24 protein-coding genes and 2 tRNA genes are annotated in these 21711 nt (G+C 67.8%); 12 read left to right on the top strand and 14 right to left on the bottom strand.

Annotated features, from left to right (window positions below; all coding sequences use genetic code 11):
* The first annotated feature begins 91 nt into the window (after window positions 1–91).
* Window positions 92–179 (top strand) — tRNA-Ser (locus ACIBG5_RS08645).
* A gap of 221 nt (window positions 180–400) precedes the next feature.
* Window positions 401–964 (top strand): GNAT family N-acetyltransferase, encoded by a 564-nt coding sequence (locus ACIBG5_RS08640; protein ID WP_396390924.1) that lies wholly within the window; start codon window positions 401–403, stop codon window positions 962–964.
* A 627-nt stretch (window positions 965–1591) separates the two neighbouring features.
* Here ACIBG5_RS08640 and ACIBG5_RS08635 read toward each other — a convergent pair.
* Window positions 1592–2734, bottom strand: coding sequence for a hypothetical protein (locus ACIBG5_RS08635; RefSeq protein ID WP_396390923.1), 1143 nt, complete (start codon window positions 2732–2734; stop codon window positions 1592–1594).
* The gene (locus ACIBG5_RS08630) at window positions 2731–4278 is read right to left on the bottom strand and encodes a sulfatase-like hydrolase/transferase (protein WP_396390922.1); all 1548 of its coding nucleotides are present in this window, start codon (window positions 4276–4278) and stop codon (window positions 2731–2733) included. The genes ACIBG5_RS08635 and ACIBG5_RS08630 overlap by 4 nt, the downstream gene beginning before the upstream one ends.
* Window positions 4279–4369: 91 nt before the next feature.
* On the opposite strand from ACIBG5_RS08630, the gene ACIBG5_RS08625 reads away from it, so the two are divergent.
* Window positions 4370–4503: transfer RNA gene (locus ACIBG5_RS08625), tRNA-OTHER, on the top strand.
* A gap of 213 nt (window positions 4504–4716) precedes the next feature.
* The gene (locus ACIBG5_RS08620; protein WP_396390921.1) at window positions 4717–5202 is read left to right on the top strand and encodes a hypothetical protein; all 486 of its coding nucleotides are present in this window, start codon (window positions 4717–4719) and stop codon (window positions 5200–5202) included.
* 46 nt (window positions 5203–5248) lie between these two features.
* On the opposite strand, the gene ACIBG5_RS08615 is transcribed toward ACIBG5_RS08620, so the two are convergent.
* Window positions 5249–5758 carry a DinB family protein gene (locus ACIBG5_RS08615; RefSeq protein ID WP_396390920.1) on the bottom strand — a complete coding sequence of 170 codons (510 nt, stop codon included), beginning with the start codon at window positions 5756–5758 and terminating at the stop codon, window positions 5249–5251.
* Between the two features lie 18 nt (window positions 5759–5776).
* Between ACIBG5_RS08615 and ACIBG5_RS08610 the strand changes: the two genes are divergently transcribed.
* Window positions 5777–6223, top strand: coding sequence for a hypothetical protein (locus tag ACIBG5_RS08610; protein WP_396390919.1), 447 nt, complete (start codon window positions 5777–5779; stop codon window positions 6221–6223).
* Between the two features lie 21 nt (window positions 6224–6244).
* Here ACIBG5_RS08610 and ACIBG5_RS08605 read toward each other — a convergent pair whose 3' ends face one another.
* The 3 genes from ACIBG5_RS08605 to ACIBG5_RS08595 all read right to left on the bottom strand — a co-directional run bounded on the left by ACIBG5_RS08605 (window position 6245) and on the right by ACIBG5_RS08595 (window position 7637).
* Window positions 6245–6493: a hypothetical protein gene (locus tag ACIBG5_RS08605; RefSeq protein WP_396390918.1), complete on the bottom strand. Its 249-nt coding sequence runs from the start codon at window positions 6491–6493 to the stop codon at window positions 6245–6247.
* Between the two features lie 80 nt (window positions 6494–6573).
* A complete protein-coding gene (locus tag ACIBG5_RS08600; protein WP_396390917.1) occupies window positions 6574–7170 on the bottom strand; it encodes a hypothetical protein in 597 nt (198 codons plus the stop codon).
* Entirely contained in the window at window positions 7086–7637 is a 552-nt protein-coding gene (locus ACIBG5_RS08595; protein WP_396390916.1) for an AAA family ATPase, read from the bottom strand. The genes ACIBG5_RS08600 and ACIBG5_RS08595 overlap by 85 nt, the downstream gene beginning before the upstream one ends.
* A gap of 77 nt (window positions 7638–7714) precedes the next feature.
* Between ACIBG5_RS08595 and ACIBG5_RS08590 the strand changes: the two genes are divergently transcribed.
* Both ACIBG5_RS08590 and ACIBG5_RS08585 read left to right on the top strand, forming a co-directional pair.
* Window positions 7715–8350: a hypothetical protein gene (locus ACIBG5_RS08590; protein WP_396390915.1), complete on the top strand. Its 636-nt coding sequence runs from the start codon at window positions 7715–7717 to the stop codon at window positions 8348–8350.
* 11 nt (window positions 8351–8361) lie between these two features.
* Complete coding sequence (locus ACIBG5_RS08585) at window positions 8362–9108, top strand: class I SAM-dependent methyltransferase (RefSeq protein WP_396390914.1); 747 nt, start codon at window positions 8362–8364, stop codon at window positions 9106–9108.
* Here the strand turns inward: ACIBG5_RS08585 and ACIBG5_RS08580 are convergent.
* Genes ACIBG5_RS08580 through ACIBG5_RS08560 form a run of 5 tightly spaced genes read right to left on the bottom strand, consistent with a single transcriptional unit; the run spans window position 9105 to window position 12929 of the window.
* On the bottom strand, window positions 9105–9251 hold the full coding sequence (locus tag ACIBG5_RS08580) for a hypothetical protein (RefSeq protein ID WP_396390913.1): 147 nt from the start codon (window positions 9249–9251) through the stop codon (window positions 9105–9107). The genes ACIBG5_RS08585 and ACIBG5_RS08580 overlap by 4 nt on opposite strands.
* Window positions 9252–9298: 47 nt before the next feature.
* Window positions 9299–10507 (bottom strand): hypothetical protein, encoded by a 1209-nt coding sequence (locus ACIBG5_RS08575; protein ID WP_396390912.1) that lies wholly within the window; start codon window positions 10505–10507, stop codon window positions 9299–9301.
* 31 nt (window positions 10508–10538) lie between these two features.
* Window positions 10539–11420, bottom strand: a complete 882-nt coding sequence (locus ACIBG5_RS08570; RefSeq protein WP_396390911.1) for a class I SAM-dependent methyltransferase — start codon at window positions 11418–11420, stop codon at window positions 10539–10541.
* A gap of 43 nt (window positions 11421–11463) precedes the next feature.
* Window positions 11464–12135 (bottom strand): response regulator, encoded by a 672-nt coding sequence (locus ACIBG5_RS08565; RefSeq protein WP_396390910.1) that lies wholly within the window; start codon window positions 12133–12135, stop codon window positions 11464–11466.
* Window positions 12132–12929 (bottom strand): sensor histidine kinase, encoded by a 798-nt coding sequence (locus tag ACIBG5_RS08560; protein WP_396390909.1) that lies wholly within the window; start codon window positions 12927–12929, stop codon window positions 12132–12134. The genes ACIBG5_RS08565 and ACIBG5_RS08560 overlap by 4 nt, the downstream gene beginning before the upstream one ends.
* 130 nt (window positions 12930–13059) lie before the next feature.
* Between ACIBG5_RS08560 and ACIBG5_RS08555 the strand changes: the two genes are divergently transcribed.
* From ACIBG5_RS08555 to ACIBG5_RS08540, 4 genes are read left to right on the top strand one after another with little or no spacing between them, the layout of a single operon-like run.
* Window positions 13060–13767 (top strand): ABC transporter ATP-binding protein, encoded by a 708-nt coding sequence (locus ACIBG5_RS08555; protein ID WP_396390908.1) that lies wholly within the window; start codon window positions 13060–13062, stop codon window positions 13765–13767.
* Window positions 13764–16094 carry an FtsX-like permease family protein gene (locus tag ACIBG5_RS08550; protein WP_396390907.1) on the top strand — a complete coding sequence of 777 codons (2331 nt, stop codon included), beginning with the start codon at window positions 13764–13766 and terminating at the stop codon, window positions 16092–16094. The genes ACIBG5_RS08555 and ACIBG5_RS08550 overlap by 4 nt, the downstream gene beginning before the upstream one ends.
* A 29-nt stretch (window positions 16095–16123) precedes the next feature.
* Window positions 16124–16897 carry a RibD family protein gene (locus ACIBG5_RS08545; RefSeq protein WP_396390906.1) on the top strand — a complete coding sequence of 258 codons (774 nt, stop codon included), beginning with the start codon at window positions 16124–16126 and terminating at the stop codon, window positions 16895–16897.
* Window positions 16890–17645, top strand: coding sequence for a class I SAM-dependent methyltransferase (locus tag ACIBG5_RS08540; RefSeq protein ID WP_396390905.1), 756 nt, complete (start codon window positions 16890–16892; stop codon window positions 17643–17645). The genes ACIBG5_RS08545 and ACIBG5_RS08540 overlap by 8 nt, the downstream gene beginning before the upstream one ends.
* Here ACIBG5_RS08540 and ACIBG5_RS08535 read toward each other — a convergent pair.
* On the bottom strand, window positions 17622–18443 hold the full coding sequence (locus ACIBG5_RS08535; protein ID WP_396390904.1) for a class I SAM-dependent methyltransferase: 822 nt from the start codon (window positions 18441–18443) through the stop codon (window positions 17622–17624). The genes ACIBG5_RS08540 and ACIBG5_RS08535 overlap by 24 nt on opposite strands.
* A 53-nt stretch (window positions 18444–18496) precedes the next feature.
* A complete protein-coding gene (locus ACIBG5_RS08530; protein ID WP_396390903.1) occupies window positions 18497–20104 on the bottom strand; it encodes a LuxR C-terminal-related transcriptional regulator in 1608 nt (535 codons plus the stop codon).
* Window positions 20105–20174: 70 nt separating this feature from the next.
* Here ACIBG5_RS08530 and ACIBG5_RS08525 point away from each other — a divergent pair, with 70 nt between their 5' ends.
* Window positions 20175–20744 carry a TetR/AcrR family transcriptional regulator gene (locus tag ACIBG5_RS08525; RefSeq protein WP_396390902.1) on the top strand — a complete coding sequence of 190 codons (570 nt, stop codon included), beginning with the start codon at window positions 20175–20177 and terminating at the stop codon, window positions 20742–20744.
* A gap of 7 nt (window positions 20745–20751) precedes the next feature.
* Here the strand turns inward: ACIBG5_RS08525 and ACIBG5_RS08520 are convergent, their stop codons facing one another.
* On the bottom strand, window positions 20752–21501 hold the full coding sequence (locus ACIBG5_RS08520; RefSeq protein ID WP_396390901.1) for an SDR family oxidoreductase: 750 nt from the start codon (window positions 21499–21501) through the stop codon (window positions 20752–20754).
* Between the last annotated feature and the right edge of the window lie 210 nt (window positions 21502–21711).

The raw sequence follows: 21711 nt of genomic DNA, 5'->3' as shown, positions 1-21711 counted from the left end.
CCACCACCAGCAGCACAATTAGGACCGCGGCGCCCCAGGCTCACGGCCCCGATTTTCCGAAACCCTCGCCGCTCGCGTATCCTCTCCGCTTGGAGGATTCGCCTAGAGGCCTAGGGCGCACGCTTGGAAAGCGTGTTGGGGGCAACCCCTCACGAGTTCGAATCTCGTATCCTCCGCCACTCCCCGAGAGGCACAAACCCGCAGGTCAGAGCGTGGTTTCGGTCCTTCGGGAGAATGACAACAGCCGGGGCGGCTCCCAATCTGGGAGCCGCCCCGGAGTCGTTCCGTCTCAGTTGTTCCTACGCGGGGACTGTCCCAGGTGTCCCAGTTCGCCTGCGCAGGCACATCCCACACCGTAAACGAGTTGCGAAGCGTGCCGTGAGACTAGAACCCTGTCGACGTGCAGACGAACATCGAACTCCGCGAGTGTGCCGACGAACATCTGCCGGAGGTTCTCAAGGCGCAGGTACTGTCGTTCCTGCGCATCAGCTGGCCGGAGGGATTCACCGGACCGAACCGGTTCCGTGACTGGACCTCTCATCCTGACTTGAGGCCTCACCACCTGCTGTACGCGGCTGGTTCCCAGCTCGTCAGCCACCTTGAGATCATCACTACGACCGTGTCAGTTGGCGGAGAGCACTACGTCGTGCAGAGCCCGACAGCGGTGATGACATTCCCTGCCTTTCGAGGTGAGGGCTGGGCCGGACGGCTGGTTGCCGCTGCGGTTGCCCGCATCGACGCCGGCCAAGCAGATGTGGGGGTCCTGACTTGTGGCCCGCACCTTGTCGAGTTCTACAGTCGGGCCGGCTGGGAGCTTGCCCCCGGTGCGACGATCCTGGCCGGAGCGGATGGGAGCACCTGGGTCTCCGATGACCTCCTCCTGACACGATCGGTCGGTCCTCGCAGCGCCGCATTCAAAGCCTCCCTGCGCGAGCATCCGATGCGCGTAGCCGACGAGTGGTAACCGAGCTATCAGCTGAAAGCCGAGGTCGACCGGTTCCGGCCTGTCGTGCAATTCGCGCGCAATTAGGCCAGGTCAACCTCTCACGAGTTCGAATCTCGTATCCTCCGTCACTCACCCGGACCAGAGAAATCTCAGGTCAGACCGCGGTTCCGAGGTCCGGGAGGATGACACACAGCCGGGGGCGGCTCCCTAGTCAAGGAGCCGCCCCGGTGTCATTCCGTGTCAGTTGTCCCGTAGCCCCGCTGCCAGGACTCCGGCTGCGCCGTCCCTGTCGCCGCCTTCCACTCGTGACAGTCGGTGTTGGGATTCAGGGGCTCCCCGGTTGGCGACACAAACACCCAGTCGCCGGCTACCCGCTCCCGCCGGGCTTTCCGCCGCTGTTCGCCCTGCTCTGAGCGGTGCCGCCTCAGGATCTCCACATCGACCCACCGCAGTGCGAGCGCTTCTCCCTGCCGCTCTGCCGCCGTCTCCATGATGCGCTGCGCCTCTTCGACCGAGTCGGGCTATGTCCTCATCGGTGATCCGGGGCGGCTTGGCGATGGCTGCCGACAGACGTCGGCGATGTCCGCGGGCGCACGAGTCGTCACACACGTCATGGGGCCGTGGTTTAGAGCAGTCACGGTGCGCTCACATCTCCAGTACGGCGCCGTGTCCCGCCGGGGTGAAACGCAGAGTCAGTCGCCGCGATTCGGATCCGGCCCACCGCTCGATCGTTTCCGGGTCAGGAGATCCTTCCGCCCAGGCCACGACCAGCGAGGTGGCGGGTGGCACGAAGGCGCCAAGTCTCTTCAGTCGCCCGGCGGACAGCCCGCGGCCCGCCCACAGGCCATACAGCGCGCCGGCGACCACGCCGAACAGGGCCCACAGGATGCCTGTGACGAGGCCGCTCTCGATGGAGCCCAGGATCCCGCCGTCGCCGGTGAAGCCCACGATGACGCCCCACACCAGGCCGAACAGCCCCCAGCTGATCGCATCGCTCTTCGCGACGGCCGCGCTTCCCGTGGTGGGGTTCACGACCCGGCGGCTGCCGTGCGGGTTGGTCTCGATGACCAGCTCGACCTGTGGCTCGTTCTGGTCTTGGTGCGTGGGGGAGGATCCTACGGTGACCAGGGTCTGTCGCGCCGTGTGTTCGCCGGCGAACCGCACCAGCAGCATGCTCAGCTCGGCGCCCTGGCCAGTGTCCGGTGCGGCGCCGTCCCGGGTGACCGTAGCCCCTTTCGATGGTGCTGCGCCGAGGTACACACGTCCGGACAGGTCCGCTGCGACCGCGGCGACGCTCACGGTCACCGGCTGGAGGGCTGCGGCGGTCGACAGGATCCGCCGGGGATCGGGTCCGCGCACGAACGCGACGATGGCTGAGGAGTCGCCGGGCAGTCGGCCACCGATGCGCCGCAGTTCGTCCTTGGCGAGCAGGTGCTCGAAGTAGTAGGCGTACAGGCCGCCGCAGACTGCGCCCAGCACGGCCCAGACCACCAGGCTTCGCAACCCCCCGGCGAGCAGACCGAAGACGCCCCACGTCAGCGCGGGGGTCAGGACACCGGCCAGGGTTCGGCGCGGGTCGTAGACCAGCGTCCTACGCTTCGAGCTGATGGTCACGACCACCTCGTCCAGGATCGCGTCCCCGCTCTGCACGATGCGCTTGCCCAGCTCCCTGCGGGTCTTCGCCGCCTGCGATCGTCCCGCAAAGCAGGCGAACAGAATGCACAGGTCGGTGACCGCGCCCTCGTCCTTCGGTGCCCGTGCCGGAGTGCCTGCCGTGCCCTCGCTCATCCGGAAGAGTGCTCGATACCGGTGCGCGGGTCGGGAAGCTCGTCATGAGATCTGACCAGCGTGGTGATGTACTGCATGATCGGCCCGATCTGCAGGTGCGTTTCCGGACGGAGCTCACCGGGCGTGGGTGGCTCGTAGGGGTCGGGTGTACCCGGTTTGATGGGCGGCTCCGCCACGAGCGATTTCAGGAAGGCTCCGGCCGCTGCGGCAATCGGGTGCAGAACCCAGGCGTGCGGGAAGTCGACCGGGTGCTCCTCCGATGGATCCCATTCCAGGTTGTAGAGGATCGGCACGTTGTACGGCACCCACGTGGAGTAGAAGTCGTCCTGTTGGAAGAGGTGGACCTTCCACTGGTGCCATTTCGCCGCCTGCAGCCGGTTGCCCTGCAGGCACAGGACCATGTCGCGGCCGGACTCCTCGGCATCACCCAGCAGGAAGCCGGACATGTCCATGCCGTCGATCTGCCGGTCACCCGGCACTGCGCCGCCACCGGCTTTCACCAGCGTGGTGAAGAAGTCGACCTCGTGCACGATCTCGTTGCTGACCCTGCCGGCGGGGACGTTGCCGGGCCAGCGGACCAGGCACGGTGTCCGGTTGGAGCCCTCCAACGCGGTGAACAGCCCGCCCCGCCAGGGCCCGGAGAAGCCGTGCCATTGGCCGCCGGCCGGGTCCGGGTCGATCGCCGGGAAGCGGAACGTGGTGTCGGCGCCGTTGTCGGAGGCCCACACCACGATCGTGTCCCCGGCGATGCCCAGCTCGTCGAGCTTGTCGAGGATCGTTGCGGTGAAGTCGTCCATCTGGGTGAGGATGTCGGCCCAGTTCCCGCGTTTGGTCTTGCCCGCGTACTCCGGGTCCGGGATCGGCGGAATGTGCACCTGGGTGTAGGGCAGGTAGACATAGAAGGGCTTGTCCGCCTCGTGTGAGCGCGCCATGAAGTCGCAGGCCCAGTCCGTGATCTTGCGGTCGAACCCGGCCCGGAACTCCGCGTCGTAGGTCGAGACGACCTCAGCGGTCTCGCCTTTCCTCCGCGAGTAGATCGGCTCCGGGACGAGCGGGATCTGCGTCTGTCCGGCATACGGGGTGGCGGTCACCGGACCGTTCGGGAAGTACGACTGCATAGTCCAGAGCACCTCATCGGCGGTGCGCGGGCTCCACACCGCCTCGTCGAAGCCGAAGTCCACCGGGCTGCGCTCCTCGGGATCGCTGCCCAGGTGCCACTTGCCCCACATCCCGGTGGAGTAGCCGGCGTCGGACAGCGCCTGGGCGATCGTCACCTCCCACCGGGTCATCCCGTCGGGCCCGCCGGTGACATCCACGGTCTGGGTACCCGAGCGGATCGCATGACGCCCGGTCAGCAAGGCCGACCGGCTCGGCGTGCACTGCGCCTCGACGTTGAAGTTCAACAACTTCAGGCCCTCATCGGCCAGCGCGTCGATCCGCGGAGTAGGCGCACCCCGCAGCACTCCACCGCCATAGCAGCCGAGCTCACCCCACCCGAAGTTGTCCCAGAAGAAGAACACGATGTTCGGTTGGTTGTCGCTCATGATCCCCCCGCCCGTACCGCCGGCCAGGCATCGGTACCTCCGCGGGCGCGGGCCCCGCCACCCGATGTCCCTGGTGAGTCTCGCCGTGGGTGGGTCGGATTGCGTCACCCCGGGTGGGTGAGATGCCTGACCTCGCCAGAGGCCCTGCCCGGACACGGCACCCGAGGAATGGGAAAGCGTGTTGGGGGCAACCCCTCACGAGTTCGAATCTCGTATCCTCCGCCACTCCCCGGAGTCAGGAAACCGCAGGTCAGACCGTGGTTTGGGCTCTACAGGGATGAGCAAGGAAGAAGGCCGGTCGCATCCGCGGCCGGCCTCCTCTCGTTCAGGGGCTCCACAGCGCATCCCCGGCGCCGTCAACGGGCGTCCTGTCAACTCGGAGCTATACCTGCGAGTCTGGGAGCGCTACGGCTGGTCAACCGAGCGCCAGGAGGAGCGATGTCCGAGGAAACGATCGAGCGCGCGGTTCAGCAGGCTCTGACGCGCGAGGGGATCGCCGATGAGGTGATCGCCGCAGGCCAGTTCAACCCCCGCGGCCAGACCGGCTCGCTCTTCGCCGGCGGTTTGGCGGGCGGCACCTTGGGCGGAGTCGGTGGCTCGGTCGGTGAGGCCGTCGGTGACTTCGCGGGCGTGATCGGTGGCATGCGCGTGAACGCGGCCGCCCACGGGATGCCCGAGTACATGTTGGTCGGCGTGACCGCCGACGGGGTTTACGGCTTCGCGGGCCGGTCGCGCAGCAAGGAGCCCGGTGCGATGGTCTTCAACGTCGCAAGGGCGGGGCTGGAGGTGAAGGTTCACCAGCGAGTGAACGTCAGGGTGCTCGAGCTGATCCATTCCGAGAGCGACTCGCGGATCGAGCTCGAGGGCAGCAGGGTGCCGCTGACCCATTCCAAGGACGTGATCGAAGCGCTCTCCGAGGGCTAGCGCGCACCGATACCGACCAGCGGGGCGTGCGGACATGCACCTACGGCTACGTGCCAACGGTGCCGTCTGTTGCCTCGCGCAACAGGTCCAGGTGACCGCAGTGGCGGGCGGTCTCCTCGATCATGTGGATCATCGCGAACCGCAGCGTGAAGTCCATGTCCTCACCGCGGGCGGACTCCTCGAGGTCAGCGTCCGTGATCGCGCGTCGAGAGTTCTCGCACTCCCGGACATAGTCATCGACGATCGCAGCCAACGTGTCGCCAGGCTCGATCCGGAAGTTGCCGTGCAGATCTTCCTCCAGCCACGGCCATTCCACGTCGAGATTCGCGAAGTCGATGCTGAACCAGAACCGCTCGGTCCCAGCCAGATGCTTCACCACGGTCGCCGGCGTCAGGCTCGACGGCGAAACCACCGCCGTGAACGCCTGATCATCCGTCAGCCCCGCCACCTTGTTGACCACAGTGGCCCGGTAGAAGTCGAGCATGCTCTCCAACATCGCTCGCTCGGACCCACGCGAGATGGGACGACTACGCGCAATCGGAATCACCTCAGCCATACCCATAGGCTACGCAGCATGACTACGCCGCCCGAGTTGTCTGCGTACGCAACTATTCGTGCGGGGATTGCCCTTCGCGAACAGGGTCGCTCGCCTGAAGCGAAGGCCCTCATGGAGCCCCTGGTTGCTGAGGTTGACAGCGGAGACGATGCGTTCGCCAAGGTCTTCCTTGCTCACTCGCTGGCTGATGTGCAGGAGAACCCCGAGGACGAACTCGCGTGGGACCTCCGGGCGCTCGCTCTGATGGACGAACTGACCGACCAGCGAGCCATCGAGAGAGGCAATCCTGGCGGCAAGAACGCCCTCCTGCCGTCCCTCCATCTGAACTTGGCCGTGGACTACCGACGCCTCGGTGATGATGCCACCGCTCGTCGGCACTTCGAACTGGGCCAGGCGCACCTACCCGCGCTCGCGGACGATGCGTACGGGGACAGCATCCGGAGCGCGTTCGCCGAGGGCATCTGAAGCATCACCCACCTACTGGGCTCAGCGCAGGCGGGCGCCGGTGCGAGCGGCCCAGTTCAGGTAGGCCGTCGAGAACATGGGGACGACGTCGGGCGCCGGATTGTTGACCGCCAACCGCTCGGCGGCAGCGCGGACCAGTGCCTGGGTGTCGCCGAACGACGCCACGCCGAGCCAGGCCGGGATGATCGTCTCGTACGCCGGGTTGGACAACGGCCCGCTCCCGTCCACGTTCGTGGTGACCGTCGGCCTCCCATCCGGTGTCGTGACCAAGACCCGTTGACTGAACGTGCGGCACAGCTGGGTCAGGTCGTCGCTGGTGACGTCCGGCGACGGCCGCAGGTCCTTGGCTGTCAGCAGATCGACCCGGCCGTCGAAGGCCGCGTTGATCCGGGTACGGCGAAGTCGGCCGAAGTGGGGTCCATCGTCAGGTTGTCGTGGGTCCGGCCGACATGGTTGTCGCGGTGGTACGTCGTGATCTTGAAGGTGCCCGGATTGGTCCCGGCGGACACGGTGACGCCAAGGCTCTCCGCGAACGTCCACGCGGTCCGGAGCCGCAGCGACGGGCGTCCCAGCACGTCGGCGAGAGCCAACCCGCCCGCGGAGTACGGCCAGTAGATGCGCCACGCGGGCAGCGACAGGCCTCGCCAGTCGGTCACGCCGCGCACGGAGTCGCGGGTGGCGAGCATGTGGTCGGCGTGATCGATCGTCTTGTCGAGGTAGTACAGGTCCCGGTAGGCCTCCCACATGAGTAGGTAGGACTGCAGGACGTACGCCTCTCCCCAACCGACCGCACCGCGGTTCTCGTTGAGTTCGTCCTTGCGACCGTTGCCGTTGTTGAAACCCAGGTCGAGCGCGGCCGGTATCAGTTCACGCGGGCGCGGTGGTGGGCTTCGGCGATGATGCGGTCGGCGGTCTGGGCGGGGGTGATGGCCGAGGTGTCGATCCACCAGCCGGCGTCACCGAACTCGCGGTGCATGTCGGCTTCCAGGGCGTCGTACCCGTCGAAGTCGAACCGCTCGGCAGGATCCCTGATCTCGTTGCGATGCCGGCACACCTCGATGCCCGGCGCGAGGACGACGAACAGGAGCCGGCGAGGCGAGAGCAGGTCGAGGAAGAAGTCGAGCTTCGCGCGGGACGGGATCATCGCGTCGATCAGCGGCGTGAAGCCGGCGTCGGCAAAGTTGCCGGCCAGCGCGCACAGGTTGCGATGCAGCAGCTCCACCTGGCGCGCCGCTTCGTCGGCTGGCTCACCCAACGCCCAGACGAACCCGTTCACGATCATCTGGTTGACCTCATCGCCACCAAGCCGAGCCGACCGCGGCAGCCGCTCGGCAACCAGCTGGGTCACCGTCGACTTCCCAGCCCCAGGCATGCCCGTCACCAGCAAGCACGCAGGCGCTTCCACACCACGCATGGCCGGCATCGTGCCAAACCGCCCCCACCCGAGCAATCACATTCCGCGTTGTCGGTGGTGGGTGGCAGTGTCGGCGCATGGACGGTGGATGGTCGGACGCGCTTCGGGAGCTTGCCGTGCGGCTGGCGGGGACCGACGTGGACTGGATGCTGGTTGGCAGCGCAGCGACGGCACTCCACGGCGCAGCCATCGAGCCGGGTGACATCGATGTTGCGGTGTCGACATCCGCTGGCGTCCGTACGGCGGCGACCGTGCTTCCAAGCCGGACGGATCGATCGAGCCCGGCCGATCCCCTCTGGTTCAGCAGCCTGGACGAACCGACCTTGACGTTCGACGACCCCGGCCAGGCCCGCTGGACATTCGGCCGGTGGACGCTGGCCGGGTTCACCGTTGAGCTGGCGTACATCGATAGTCCGGCGCCGACAGATCTGCTGGTCGAAACCCCCGCCGGAGCAGTGTGGAGCGAGCGGTCAGTCCTCGACTGGAACGGGACACAGATCCCCGTCGTACCCGTTGAAGTTCAGCTCGCGACCATGATCTTCCGCGACCAGCCCGACAGATTGCGGGCGACTCTCACGGCCGTCGACCCGGCATCGCTGGACGTCGGTCTGCTGCGTCGGGCACTTGCAGGTCGAGAGACGGGAGGCGCCCCTCTCAAAGTCCCGGACGCACTTCGTGAGCTAACTCAGGTGCGCCATACGCCGGGACGGTGAAGCATCAAGGCATGGTTGAGCGGGCGTTGAGTTTCGGGGCTGCGGCTGCGGCGTACGAGCGGTTCCGGACGGGGTATCCGGACGAGCTCGTGGACAAGGTGCTGGAGTACGCCGGTCGGACGGTGAACACCGCATTGGAGATCGGGGCAGGGACCGGAAAGGCCACCCGGGTGTTTGCCGCGACGGGGATCGCGGTGACGGCCACAGAGCCGGATGCGGCGATGCTGGAGCAGTTGCGCAAGCATGTGCCGTCGAGTGTCACCGCGGTTCAGGGCGCGTTCGAGGATCTCCCGCTGACTTCCACGTTCGACCTGGTCTTCGCAGCAGCGTCACTGCATTGGACCGACCCGACCGATCGCTGGACGCGCGTGTCTGCGCTGCTCAACCCTGGCGGGATCTTCGTGTCCTTCAACAGACCGCTGTATCTCGCGGACAAGGATCTCGACGAGGCTGTCCGCGTCGCCAGGTCGGAGTTCCTGGAGGACGACGGCATTCCGCCACCCGATGGCACCTCGGAGGAGTGGCCCGGGACGGAACTGCGTCGCTCGGACCGCTTCACGGACGTACGCCGGACCTCCGTCGAACGGCGAACGACGTTGACGGCAGCGGGCTACATCGGGCACTTGTCGACGCTCTCGGCGTACCTGCTGCTCCGCAGCACGACCCGGGAGCAGGTCTTCGAGCGGATCGCCACGGTGCTCCCGGACGAGGTGACCCTGATCTCCGACCTGACGCTCCACCTGGCAAGACGGTCCTAGACGCCGAGTTGCCGCACGTCGCCGATCCGTCCGCGGCCGAGGAGCAGCTCGTGCAGCTTCTCCTTCGCCAGCAGCTGCCGCCGGGCGGCGAGCCACTCCTCTGGCGAGACGACCTCGGGCAGGTTACCTATCGTCGTCGTCATCCCGGACCTCCCAACTGATCTGTTCCGGGTACCCACCCGGCAGATCTTCAGTCGGCGGCGGGGGCCCAGGCGGTCGACACCCGGGAGAGCAAGGCCGGATCGATTTCGGCCGGCGCGGGACTCGGAGCGGCGTACTTGCGACTGGTCACGCGTCCGATCAGTGTGATGTCGAGGGTCTCCGGATCACCACTCACCGCCAGATCGATCGTGTGCGTGGCCGGAAGCCCGGCCATCGCCTTGAAGGCCCGAGCGAGGTCCTGGTCGGTGATGTCCTTCGCGATGGTCAGGTTGGCGGACTCCGGTCCGACCTGCACCTGAGTCACGCCGGCGACGTCGGCGAGCGCGGTGTGGATCCGGTACTCCGGGCCGGCGTCGAAGAGCGAGCCCCGGAAGACCCAGTGGCCCGGTTGCCCGACGTACTTGGACGGTCTCCTGATCAGCTGGATCGACAGGTACGAGTCCCAGACCGTGCGGAGGCTCGCGACGGTGACGACGTACCCGGCGCGGTCCTTGACGGTGACCGACTCCGGTTTCGGTACGCCGTCGTCGTCGCGGATGTCGATCCGCGTCACGCCGGGGACCTGCATCAGCGGCCCGATCAGCGTCCGGATCTGCGGCGTGAACGCCTGGGCGAAAATCGCCTGGGGTGCCCGGACGGGTCCCCAGCCGAGCTCGAGCTTCTTGAACTGCTCAGTCGTCACGAGCTTCGGCAGGTCCGTGAGCAGCGCGTCCAACTCGATGTCCGCCGCCGCGAAGTAGATGCCGGCCAGCCGGTCCGGCCCCTGGATCCACCCGGTCAGCCCCGGGTACTTCGCCTGAAGGTCGGCGAGCTGCTGCGTCGCCACGCGATCGAGCCGGAAACCGAGGCCGGGACTGTCGGTCCACTCGACGACGACCTGCCGATCCGTCGACTCGACCCGGTGCGTACGCCGGCCGTCGTCGCTCTGCGCGGCCTGATCGAACCCAACGGCCACCGCAGCCACCGCGGACGCCGGCGCCGTCACGATCAGACCCGACGAGCCGTACGTCGACGCCTTGGCACGGCCGTCCTTGCGCAGCCAGAGCACTCGCTCCAGATCGGGATCCCGCACCGCCCTCGTCGACGGCGAGAACCGGGCACGGTAGTCGTCGATGGCCAGTTCGATGCTGTTGTAGTAGTCCTCGTCGTGCCCGTCGAATCCACGCTTGACCTCGTCGACCAGCGTGGCGACGGCCTGGTCCGGCAGCCTCTTCGCCATCGTCAGGACGAGACGCATGCCGCGATTCTCTCCGCGGCACGGGTCATTCTCAGTCGCCGTCCCAGGCGGCCAGAACGCGCATGGAACCGCTGGTGACCCGGATCTTGCGGTCGCGGAGGGCGGCCAGACGCTCCACCGGTGGGACCAGGCGGGAGACCGGGTTCAGGAGTTCGCGGACGCGAGTGCCGATGAACGGCAGGGCGTAGTACTGGTACGCACTGTCGACGCTGCGGACCGTGTAGCCGGTGCGGTTCAGCAGGGTGGTGATGGTTCCCGGGTCGTAGTAGCTGACGTGCTCCGGGATCTTGTAGGAGACCCAGCGGGAGCCGGAGACGCGGGACAGCAGGCTCTTGATGTTCGGGGTGACCATGACGACCAGGCCGCCGGGGCGGAGCAGTTTGCCGGCCTGGCGGAGGAAGTCGGCCGGCTCGGTCAGGTGCTCGATCAGGTGCGACCCGAAGATCACGTCGTACTTCTGGTCCTGGATCTCGGGCACTTCGTCGAGCAGACCGAGGAACACGCGGTCCGGGTGGCGCTTCGCGGCCCACTCGACGGCCATCGGCGAGAGGTCGATCCCGTACGCGTCGTACCCGGCCTCTTCCGCGGCCTGCAGGAAGTAGCCGTACCCGCAGCCGACCTCGAGGATCCGGCCGCTGGGGATGAACTCACCGATCCGGCGCACGTCCTCACGGAACGTCGCCAGGTACTCCTCCTCCTGGTCCTCGTACTCCGAGTACCCGGTCCCTGCCTCGCCGTCGAAGTACGTGTCGCCCTCGTAGAGGGCTCGCAGGGTCTCGGGCGTCGGTGTGGGCACGAGCTGCACGAGCCCGCAGGCAGGGCACTCCTCGATCCCGTAGCCGCCCTTCTCCCCGCGCCGCCGGAACGGTCCCTTCTCGGCACACAGAATGCAGACGCTCGGTCCGTCGCTCATCAACCAATTCCCCTTATGTCCCAAACCCCAGTGCAGACCGTCGTCACGTCGAGGCTCCGGGGGCCACCAGACCCGTTTCGTACGCGAGTACGACGGCCTGGGCGCGATCGCGGAGCGACAACTTGGCGAAGATCCTGGCGACGTGAGTCTTCACTGTCGCCTCGCTGAGGGTCAACTCGGAGGCGAGCTCAGCGTTGGACAGGCCGTGTCCCATCAGCGTCAGTACCTCGAGCTCCCGTGGCGTCAGCGCGGCCAGGGCCCGATGTACGGCGGGTGGCGTCGACACCGAATCACCGGTCGCGAACCGTTCGACCAGCCGTCGCGTGATCGACGGAGCGAGCAGCGCATCACCGGTGTTGACCAGGCGGACGGCGGCCGCGAGGTGCTCGGGCGTGACGTCCTTCAGCAGGAATCCGCTGGCTCCGGCGGCCAGAGCGGCGTACACGTAGCGGTCCAGGTCGAACGTGGTGAGGATCAGCACCCGGCAGTCAGGCGACTCGGCGAGGATGCGCCGGGTCGCCTCCAGACCGTCCATCGACGGCATGCGGATGTCCATCAAGACGACGTCAGGCTGCAGCCGCCGGACCGCGTCGACGGCCTCGCCGCCGTCGGCCGCCTCACCGGCGACCTCGATGCCCCGCGCGGTCAGGATCATCCGGAACCCGGTCCGCACCAGAGCCTGATCGTCCGCGATCACAACCCGCGGCGCGCTCATGGGCGCTCCAACGGGATCTTGGCCCGCACACGGAACCCACCACCGAGTCGACGCCGAGCATCGAGGTCCCCGCCGTACACCGCCACGCGCTGTCGTAACCCGAGCAGCCCGCGCCCCTCGCCGTCCGGCCCCGGTGGACGTCCGCCGGACAGCACGCTCGGCCCGGAGTTCAGGATCTCGATCCGCAGCGCGTGGTCGGCATACCGGACTGTCACCTGTGCCTGTACGCCGTCGCCGTGCTTGAGCGCGTTCGTCAGCGCCTCCTGGATGATCCGGTACGCCGTGACGTCGACGCCGGCCGGAAGCGGTCGCGGCTCCCCGGAGATCCGTACGTCGACCGGCAGTCCGGCGAACGCGATCCGGTCGATCAACGGACTGAGCCGGCTCAGACTCGGTTGCGGGGCCAGTGTCTCGTCCGCGCCGTCGGCCGACGGCACGAGCAGGCCGAGCAGGTGCCGGAGCTCCTTCATCGTGTCGCGGCCGGCCGCTTCGACCGCCAGCAACGCGGCCTCGGCATCGGCCGGTTCGGTCGCGAGTACGTGGCGGGCAGCACCGGCCTGGATCACCATCACGCTCACGTTGTGGCTGACGATGTCGTGCAGGTCCTGGGCGATCCGGGCCCGTTCGGCGTCGACCGCGTTTCGCGCGGCCGTCTCCCGTTCGCGTTCCAGCAGCCAGCCGCGTTCCTCCAGCGCCCGGACGTGCGCCCGCTGGGCCCGGATCAACGCGACCGCGAGCAGTCCGGCGGCGAGCACCGCCACCACCGCAACGATCAGCCAGACGATGTTCCACACAAGGACCACTGTCCCAGTGGCGGTCCGGGTTCCGCATCATCCGCACGCGTACATCTGCAGGATGACCCGCCGCGGACGTTACCTCCGCAGGCTGACGCCCGGCAGGCACCGGTGCTCCTAGCGTGAACCCATGACCGATGACGAAGGCAACGGACAGGCGGTCGTACGGCTCACCGCCGTACGCAAGGAGTACGGCGAATCCGTCGCGCTCGACGGGGTTTCGCTAGAGATCCACTCTGGCGAGGCTGTGGCAGTGATGGGACCGTCCGGCAGCGGCAAGTCCACGCTGCTCAGCATGGTCGCCGGCCTCGACCGTCCGACCTCGGGGACGGTCACGGTGCACGGCGAGGACCTGGGCGCGCTGAACGAGAAGGGCCTCGCGCTCTACCGGCGCCGCCGGATCGGCATGATCTTCCAGTTCTTCAACCTGCTCGACGATCTGTCCGCCCTCGACAACGTCGCGCTGGCCGCGCAGCTGACCGGGACGTCGGCCTCGCAGGCCCGCAAACGGGCCCTCGAACTCTTCGAGGAACTCGGCATCGCCGGTCGCCGCAACACCTATCCGGCCCAGCTCAGTGGTGGCGAGCGGCAACGGGTCGCCGTCGCCAGGGCGCTGATGAACCGTCCCGCCGTCCTGCTCGCCGACGAACCGACCGGCGCACTCGACACCCGCGCCGGCGAGCAGGTGATGGACCTGCTGCTCGACCTCAACCAGATCGGTCAGACCCTGCTGCTGGTCACGCACGACCAGCAACTCGCGACCCGCTGCGCCAGCCGCGTGATCGAGGTCGTCGACGGGCAGATCGCCGGCGAGCGCGCCTTGGAGCGTACGCCGTGAGCGCCGTCTGGCCGGTGTCGCGAGCAGCAGTACGACGACGGCGGCTGCAGACGATCGTGATCGGTGTCGTTGTCGCATTGTCGACAACGATGATCGTGGTGGCACTCGGACTCCTGGCCGCATCGAGTGGTCCGTTCGACCAGGCGTACAACCGGCAAAGCGGTGCCCACCTGGCCGCGTCGTACGACCGGACCAAGGTCACGGACTCGCAGCTCACCGAAGCGAGCAAGTCGGCCGAGGCAGTGGCCGGCCCGTTCGCCATGGCGACAGTGGCGCTTGGCTCGGGGCAGCAGCCCGGTCAGCCCGACTCGCTGGTGACAGTCGGGCGGGGGGATGCCGGTGGGCCGGTCGACCGGCTGAACGTGTGGAACGGCCGGTGGGCGGACAAGCCCGGCGAGATCGTGCTGAACCGGAACCCGGTCGAGTCGAGCAACGGCCCGGGGGCCATGACTCTCGACTCCAAGCTCGCCATCGCCGACGGTGGACCGACCCTGACGGTTGTCGGGTTCGCCTACAGCGTGAGCATGTCGGCCGATGCCTGGGTCGTTCCGGAGCAGATGACGGCGTTGCATCCGACGGCGAGCCAGATGTTGTATCGCTTCGCCGATGCCGCGACGAACGAGCAGATCACCGCCGGCCAGACCGCCGTGACGACCGGCCTGCCGTCCGGGGCTCTGCTGGGGACGCAGTCGTACCTTGCTTTGAAGGCACTCGCTACCGGTGAGCCGAACACGTTCGTGCCGTTCCTGATGGTGTTCGGTTGGCTCGGACTGGCGGTGGCCGCGCTGATCGTGGTCAACGTGGTCAGTGGTGCGGTGGTGGCCGGCTTCCGGCACATCGGCGTACTCAAGGCGCTCGGTTTCACGCCCACACAGGTGATGACGGTCTATCTGGCGATGGTCTCGATCCCAGCGATCGTCGGGTGTGCACTAGGGGTTGTCGCGGGCAATCTGCTAGCGGAGTCCTTGCTGACAAGGGCTTTCGAGAACTACGGCGCCGGTGGGGTCGGCGTACCGCTGTGGGTCGACGTGGCTGCGATGGTCGGTGTACCTGTCCTGGTCGCATTGTCCGCTCTGGTGCCCGCACTGCGCGCTCGTAGCTTGTCGGCCGCGCAGGCGATCAGCGCGGGCAGTGCGCCGCGTGCCGGTCGCGGTCTGCGTGCGCAGCGCTGGCTGAGCGGTACCCGACTGCCGCGGTCGGTCAGCCTCGGGCTCGGTCTGCCGTTCGCCCGCCCGGCGCGCAGTGCGCTGACGCTGGCTGCCGTCGTACTCGGGGTGACAAGCGTGACGCTGGCGGTGGGACTCGGGACGTCGTTGACCGACTACCAGACGGCCGCCAGTCGCGTGGGTGCGGTCGACCTGACGATGTTCGCGGGTACGGGACCGCAGTCGCCGTCGGAGGACGGGCCGCCGGTCGCGAAGTTGAGCGATCCGGAGGACGAGGCGCTGCTGCGGTCCACGCCCGGAGTGCAGTACGTGACGGCGAGCGCGGACCTCCCGATGCGGCTGGCCGGGACGAGTCAGGACCTCCGAGTGTCCTTCTATCGTGGGGATTTCGAGCACCTTGGCTACCGGCTGCTGGAAGGGCAGTGGTTCGACGGACCGGGCCAGGTGGTCGTATCCGAGCGGTTCCTGCGGCAGCGGGCGCTTGCGGTCGGCGACACGATCACGCTGGACTCGCAGGGCAAGAGCATGCAGGTGCAGATTGTCGGCAAGGCCCTCTACAACTCCGGCGACGAGGTGCTGTCCAACTGGGCGACACTGCAGCTCGTCGCACCTGGGACGCGGGCCCAGTTGTACGAGGTCCAGCTCCAGCCGGGCACTGATATCGACACCTACGTCAAGGCCGTGCAGGCCGGCGATCCGGGGCTGGAGCAGACGCCAGGTCAGGACGCAGGCACCTTCGTCACGGTCGTCCTGGTGACCGTCATCCTGCTGACCTTGATGCTCGGGACCGTGGCCGCGCTGGGCGTGTTCAACACCGTCGTACTGAACACCCGCGAGCGGCGCCGCGACCTCGGCATGCTCAAGTCGATCGGTATGACGCCGGCCCAGGTGACGCTGATGGTGGTCACCTCGATGGCCGCGCTCGGAGCGATCGGGGGATTGCTGGGGATCCCGCTCGGAGTTGTCGCTCACCGGCTCGTCGTTCCGGCGATGGCGAACGGCGCGCAGGTCGAAGTACCCGATTTCATGCTCGACGTCTATCCGCCGCAACTCCTCGCGCTGCTGGTCCTGGCCGGCATCGTCATCGCCGGCCTCGGCGCGCTGCTCCCGGCCCGGTCGGCTGCCCGGGCGACGATCGCCGAGGTGCTGCACAACGAGTAACTGTCGGCGGCCGTTGATAGAAGTCAGGCATGACTGCTCGGGCGCGTGTGGTGGTATCCGTGACGGCGTCGGTGGACGGCCGGGTGACACTCGGGCGCGATCGGCTGCTGCTGTCCGAGGAGGCCGGCCGCGTCTGGCACTCGATGCAGCCGGATGGCGCGGGCGCGGTGTATGCGGCGCGGATGGCTCTGCTCGAGGAGTTGTACGCGCCGACCGCGATCCTCGAGGGCAGCGGCACCTTCGTCACCGAGGATGCCGCGCCGCTGGAGCTTCCACCGGCGGACGACGACGGGCTGTTCGAGGACTATCTGCCGCCAGAGGTCGTGGACCATCCGGACCACCGGAAGTGGTTCACGGTCGTGGACGGTCGCGGCCGCGTGCACTGGGATCAGAAGGGCGGGGAAGGCATTGATCTCCTGCTCCTCGTCGCTCGCGCGACCCCACCGTCGTACCTCGCGTTTCTCCGCCGCGAAACCATCCCCTATCTGGTCGCCGGCAACGACCGCGTCGACCTCGCGCTCGCACTCCACCGCATGCGAGACGTCCTCGGCGTCACCCATGTCGTCTCAGAAGCCGGCGGCACGCTGAACGGCGCCCTCCTCCGCGCCGACCTGATCGACGAACTCCACCTCGTCCTCCTCCCCACCGCCATCGGCGGCCAGGGAGTCCCCACCATCTTCGACGGCCCCGAACTCACGCTCGATCAACTACCCACCCAACTCCGCCTCATCACCGCCGACCCCAGCCCAGACGGAATTCTCAGCCTGCGTTACGAAATCCTGGGAGACTCTTCGGATGGATGAGGTGGTGCGGGGTAATCAGGTCGTGTGGGAACGGGCTTCGGGCAAGCATGTTCGGGAGTACGACGAGCTGTTGGCGGAGGCTCGGGATGGGGGGCACTTCTTTCCGCGCGAGATGGAGTTGCTGGGGCCGTTGCTCGCCGATCAGCCTGTGGTGGTGCACTTTCAGAGTGGGCATGGACTGGACGACGTCGCGCTCGTGAACGGTGGGGCATCGCGGGTGATCGGGGTGGACTACAGCTCGGTCGCGGCGGGGGCGGCTCAGCGGCGGGCGGTCGAGCTGGGGGTTGCCTGCCGGTACGTCGTCGCCGAGGTTCCCGGCGTACCGGTGAAGGACGGGTCGATCGATCTCGTCTACACCGGCAAGGGTGCGTTGATCTGGATGCGCGACATCGGTGCGTGGGCGCGGGACGTGGCTCGGGTGCTGCGGCCGAGCGGGAGCCTGTTCGTGTACGAGGCGCATCCGACGGTTCCACTGTGGACCTGGGACGAGGACGAGCCGCGGATCCGGCCGGACCGCGGCTACTTCGCCGAGACGAACGTCAACGACACGTTCCCCGGCAACGGCGCCCGCGAATGGCAATGGAATCTCGGCCACGTCGTCACCGCGATCACTGCGGCCGGCCTGCGCCTCGACGTACTCGAGGAGTACGCCGAACCGTTCTGGCGACCCTCCGACGGCACCAAGGCGGCCGCCTGGTCCGGCCGGCTTCCGAATTCCTACTCCCTACTGGCTCACCGCCCCGCCTGACTTCCGCCCCTGGATCACGAGGTACTCGGACGGCAGTACGACGCCAGTCCCGCTCGGCCTGCCGTCCCGGGTGAACAGGTCGATCAGGTCGTTCCGAAGAGCCGGCCATCGATCGCCCAATGCCTGCCGCGCCAGCATGACCGGGCCGAACTTCGTCCCGTAGCAATCAGCCGCGGCCTCCGGCGACTCGTGATGGAGCCCGGCGAGCTCACGGCTGAACTCGAGCTCGATCCCGGTGCCCTCGAACAGCTCCCGGACGTGGTCCTCATCGCCCCAGGCCAGTGGCGGATCGACGAACTCCGGCGCGGGTGGGACATACCCACCGACCATCCGGAAGAACTCGCCGATCGACCCTTCCGGCGTCCAGGCGCACAGTCCGATCCGGCCGCCCGGCCGAAGTACCCGGGCGATCTCGTCGGCGACGACCTCGTGCCGGGGCGCGAACATGCACCCGAACGTGGACAGTACGACGTCGAAATGCTCATCCGGGAAGGGCAGATCCTCGGCGTCTCCCTCGACCCATTCGATGTCGCGATCCCCGGCACGTTCGCGCGCGATCGCGAGCATCGCGGGAGTCAGATCCAGCCCGGTGACCCGCGCTCCCGCCGCCGCGGCCGGAATCGTGGCGTTCCCGGTCCCACAGGCCACGTCGAGGACATCCTCACCAGGCTGAACGGCGACGGTCCGCACCAGGCGCGCTCCTGCCTCGTACAGCCCTTCTTCCCGCAGCATCGCGTCGTAGTCCCCGGTGGACCAGGTGTCCCGCACCGATTCCTTGTACTGCGTCAGCAGCTCCATGCTCAGCAGCATCGACCACCCGATGCCGCGAGCGCTTCACCTGTTCAGGCCATCTACAGCAGGCCCAGCTGGGTCGCTCGGGAGACGGCCGCGGCGCGGGTCGAGCAGTCCAGCCGGGTGTAGATGTTCGCCACGTGCCGGTGCACGGTGTGCTCGCTGATCACCAGGCGGCCGGCGATCTCCCGATCCCCGAGGCCGCCCGCGATCAGACGCAGTACCTCGACCTGCCGCAAACTCAGCACCGTGCCCTGCAGACCGAGAGAGGTCAGCAACTCGGCCTGGTCCCGCCTCGGTACGGCGACCGCTGCAAGCGCCGTACGGGCCTCTCGACGAGCAGCATCGGTGCGGCCGAGGGCCAGCAGACTCCGCGCGAGCTCCAGCCGGGCATGCCCTGCCTCGAAGGGAGCCATGCCGTCGAACAGGTCGACCGCATCCTCGAAGCAGCGGCACGCCTTCGCGTGATCGCCGGCCGCGGCCGCCTGAAGTCCCTCGCCGAACCGTGCCGCCGCACGCAACGGCGGCGTGGCCACTGTCGCGGCGATCGCGCCGAACTCCGCCAGGTGGATCGCCGCCGACTCGTTGTCACCCAAGGCCGTCTCGGCCCGGACGAGAAGCTCGAGCGGCCAGGCACGAGCAACCGATCCTGCCGGAATCCGCCGCAGCATCCGGTGCAGCACGTCCCGCGCGGCGGCCGGGTCGTCCCGATCGAGGCAGAGCTCGGCCACGCCGCGACGGGCGAGCGGATGGGACGCGACCTCCTCGAACAACGCTGCTGCCTCAGCCGTCCGCCCTTGCCGGCGTCGCAGCTCGCCAAGGCGTACGACGGCCTCGGCCCGCCAGAACGGGCGTTTCGCGGTGAGGTCTTCGCGAGCACCGATCAGCTCCAGCTCCGCCTCGCTCCATCGACCGTGCCAGCCGAGGATCGCCGCGTAGTGCGCCCGGCAGACACCGGTGACGAACCGGGCCTCCATCCGCCGGCTGAACTCCTCGATCTGCCGGCACCACTGGGCGCCGCGCTCGTAGTCGCGGATCTCCTCGCAGGCGGACATCAGCCGGCAACACGTCCACGCGGCCGGCGCGAGATTCTCGTACTCTCCGCCGAGCGCGGCCGCCGTCGCCTCGTCGAGACACCGCATCCCCTGCTCGACGGCCCCGTCTTCCACCAGCGCAAGCCCCTCGGTGGCCAGGCTGAACATCTCCAGATCCACCGCGCGATGCCTCCGGCCGAGCTCGCGTGCTTCACCAGCGAGTTCACGCGCGCGCTCGGTGTCGTGGCGCCCGAGCGCGGCGTGTGCGTCGAACACCCGAAGCCAGCCAAGCTCCGGACAGGACTCCAGCTCGTCGAGCAGCCGCGCGGCTCGGTTGAACCATCCCTCGGCAACCGCCCCTGCCCCGTAGAACTCGTTGTGGTCATCGCCCAGCCACAACGCCATCCTGGCCGCACCCCGCATATCACCCGCCTGGCGGTACAACCGGTACGCCTGCTCACGCGCATCCAGACAAGCCGCCGCGTCCTCGAGCCACCAGGTAGCCCAGCTCAGTCCTTCAAAGGCTTCCGGGGTTGCCGAAACCTCGAGAGCTCCTTCGAACCGCGCGCGGGCGACCGGCCAGGCACCCTGCGAAAGGGCAGCCCGACCAGCCTCCAGGGCCTCGGCGTACATGAGGACCTCCTATCCCGCTGCCACCCGGCAACGCAAGAGGCAACCCTCAGGTACGGCAGGAGAAGGGTGAATGCTAGACAATGTCTACGTGACTGGTGTCCCGTTGCGTGATCGGCTCGTTCAAGCCGGCGTCGAGTTGCTCGAGGAAGACGGCCTGGCGAACCTTTCGTTGCGCGCCATCACCCGGCGTACGGGCGTCTCGCACGGCGCTCCTCGGCGCTACTTCCCCACCCACAACTCACTGCTCGCGGCCATCGCCGCCACCGGCCTGACCGATCTCGCGAGTCGTCTCCAAACCGCCGGCGTACGCCGTGAGTCGCCTGAGGAGCTGCTGGTCGCCGCAGCCAGGCGCTACCTGGAGTTCGCCGCCGAGCGGCCGGGCATGTTCGACCTGCTGTTCAGGCACGACCTGCTGGAAGGTGCCGGCGGGAATCTCCGCCAGCAATCACTCCCGCTCTTCCAGGTCTTCATCGACCTGGTTGCCCAGGTTGACCCCGACGATGCCCGCGACCGCGCCATCGCCCTCTGGACCAACATCCACGGCCTCGCAACCCTCCGAGCCACCCGAGCCCTGGACCTCCTCGCCACCACCGACCTCACCCCGATGGTGCGCCACGTGGTCCACGTTCACCTCGGCTGACAGACCGCTACCAGGCCAGCAGATGGTGGTCGAGGTCTTCGTCCGCCGTGACCGCGATCCCGGTCGGACCGCCCGAAGCCAGCGTCGCCATCCGGATCGGCAACCGCGCGCCTTGCTCGGTGGTCAGCACGCCGGCGTGCCCGTTCTGGTCCGTTGCGACCGATCCAGGTGAGACGGCGTTGACAAGGATTCCCTCGGAACGCAGTTCGTTGGCGTACGCGACGGTGACGGCGTTCAGGGCGGTCTTCGAGGAGTTGTAGGCCAGCAGTTGCGGGAAGTTCTCGTCGGCCGACGCCAGGGTCAGCGAACCGAGGTCGCTGGTGAGGTTCACGATCCGCGCGGCAGCCGACCTGCGGAGCAGTGGCAGCATCGCGTTCGTGACCGCGACCACGCCGAACACGTTGGTCTCGTAGGTTCGCCGGATCTCGTCGAGCGACGTCGCACTCGGCGGGCGGATCGGGGTGACGAGGGTGCCCGCGTTGTTGACCAGGATGTCGAGCGCTCCGGCGTCGTCAGCGATCGTGGCCGACGCCGCATCGACCGACCTCTGGTCCGTGACGTCCAACTGGACGAACCGTGCGTCGAGCCCGAGTGCCGTCAGTGCCGCCACAGACGCCGTACCGCGGTCGACGTCCCGGGCACCGAGGAAGACGGTCATCCCCAGCTTGAGCAATCCTTCGGCAACAGCCAGACCGATGCCCTTGTTGGCGCCGGTGACGAGCGCGGATCGCTGGACCGGATCGGTGCTGATGTCCATCATTCTCCGTCACGGTTCTCACCTAGTGTCACCGCGGTGACGCGGCAGGTCACATTTGGTGGGAATTTAGCAGGGACCTACAGAAATCGTGCGGGGAGTCCACGAAAAAACCGCACGAATGATGTAACGGCGGCCACACTGTGCCGATAAACGGGTGAGCGACCTGGTGGGGGGCCACTTGGGGGAAGCTCCGGTGTTTCTTCGGGACCA

This window comes from Kribbella sp. NPDC050241, assembly GCF_044459685.1.
Lineage (GTDB): Bacteria > Actinomycetota > Actinomycetes > Propionibacteriales > Kribbellaceae > Kribbella.
The sequence above is the reverse complement of the archived record's forward strand: the minus strand, read 5'-3'. Positions and strand labels throughout refer to the sequence as shown.

Bases quoted from the DNA above. Each gene is read 5' to 3' on its own strand.
- ACIBG5_RS08555 (WP_396390908.1), top strand. From the start codon at position 13,060: ATGACCGATGACGAAGGCAACGGACAGGCGGTCGTACGGCTCACCGCC.
- ACIBG5_RS08540 (WP_396390905.1), top strand. From the start codon at position 16,890: ATGGATGAGGTGGTGCGGGGTAATCAGGTCGTGTGGGAACGGGCTTCG.
- ACIBG5_RS08565 (WP_396390910.1), bottom strand. From the start codon at position 12,135: ATGAGCGCGCCGCGGGTTGTGATCGCGGACGATCAGGCTCTGGTGCGG.
- ACIBG5_RS08610 (WP_396390919.1), top strand. From the start codon at position 5,777: ATGACTACGCCGCCCGAGTTGTCTGCGTACGCAACTATTCGTGCGGGG.
- ACIBG5_RS08575 (WP_396390912.1), bottom strand. From the start codon at position 10,507: ATGCGTCTCGTCCTGACGATGGCGAAGAGGCTGCCGGACCAGGCCGTC.
- ACIBG5_RS08545 (WP_396390906.1), top strand. From the start codon at position 16,124: ATGACTGCTCGGGCGCGTGTGGTGGTATCCGTGACGGCGTCGGTGGAC.
- ACIBG5_RS08530 (WP_396390903.1), bottom strand. From the start codon at position 20,104: ATGTACGCCGAGGCCCTGGAGGCTGGTCGGGCTGCCCTTTCGCAGGGT.
- ACIBG5_RS08570 (WP_396390911.1), bottom strand. From the start codon at position 11,420: ATGAGCGACGGACCGAGCGTCTGCATTCTGTGTGCCGAGAAGGGACCG.
- ACIBG5_RS08635 (WP_396390923.1), bottom strand. From the start codon at position 2,734: ATGAGCGAGGGCACGGCAGGCACTCCGGCACGGGCACCGAAGGACGAG.
- ACIBG5_RS08630 (WP_396390922.1), bottom strand. From the start codon at position 4,278: ATGAGCGACAACCAACCGAACATCGTGTTCTTCTTCTGGGACAACTTC.
- ACIBG5_RS08525 (WP_396390902.1), top strand. From the start codon at position 20,175: ATGCTAGACAATGTCTACGTGACTGGTGTCCCGTTGCGTGATCGGCTC.
- ACIBG5_RS08580 (WP_396390913.1), bottom strand. From the start codon at position 9,251: ATGACGACGACGATAGGTAACCTGCCCGAGGTCGTCTCGCCAGAGGAG.
- ACIBG5_RS08620 (WP_396390921.1), top strand. From the start codon at position 4,717: ATGTCCGAGGAAACGATCGAGCGCGCGGTTCAGCAGGCTCTGACGCGC.
- ACIBG5_RS08535 (WP_396390904.1), bottom strand. From the start codon at position 18,443: ATGGAGCTGCTGACGCAGTACAAGGAATCGGTGCGGGACACCTGGTCC.
- ACIBG5_RS08590 (WP_396390915.1), top strand. From the start codon at position 7,715: ATGGACGGTGGATGGTCGGACGCGCTTCGGGAGCTTGCCGTGCGGCTG.
- ACIBG5_RS08585 (WP_396390914.1), top strand. From the start codon at position 8,362: ATGGTTGAGCGGGCGTTGAGTTTCGGGGCTGCGGCTGCGGCGTACGAG.
- ACIBG5_RS08615 (WP_396390920.1), bottom strand. From the start codon at position 5,758: ATGGCTGAGGTGATTCCGATTGCGCGTAGTCGTCCCATCTCGCGTGGG.
- ACIBG5_RS08520 (WP_396390901.1), bottom strand. From the start codon at position 21,501: ATGGACATCAGCACCGATCCGGTCCAGCGATCCGCGCTCGTCACCGGC.
- ACIBG5_RS08595 (WP_396390916.1), bottom strand. From the start codon at position 7,637: ATGCGTGGTGTGGAAGCGCCTGCGTGCTTGCTGGTGACGGGCATGCCT.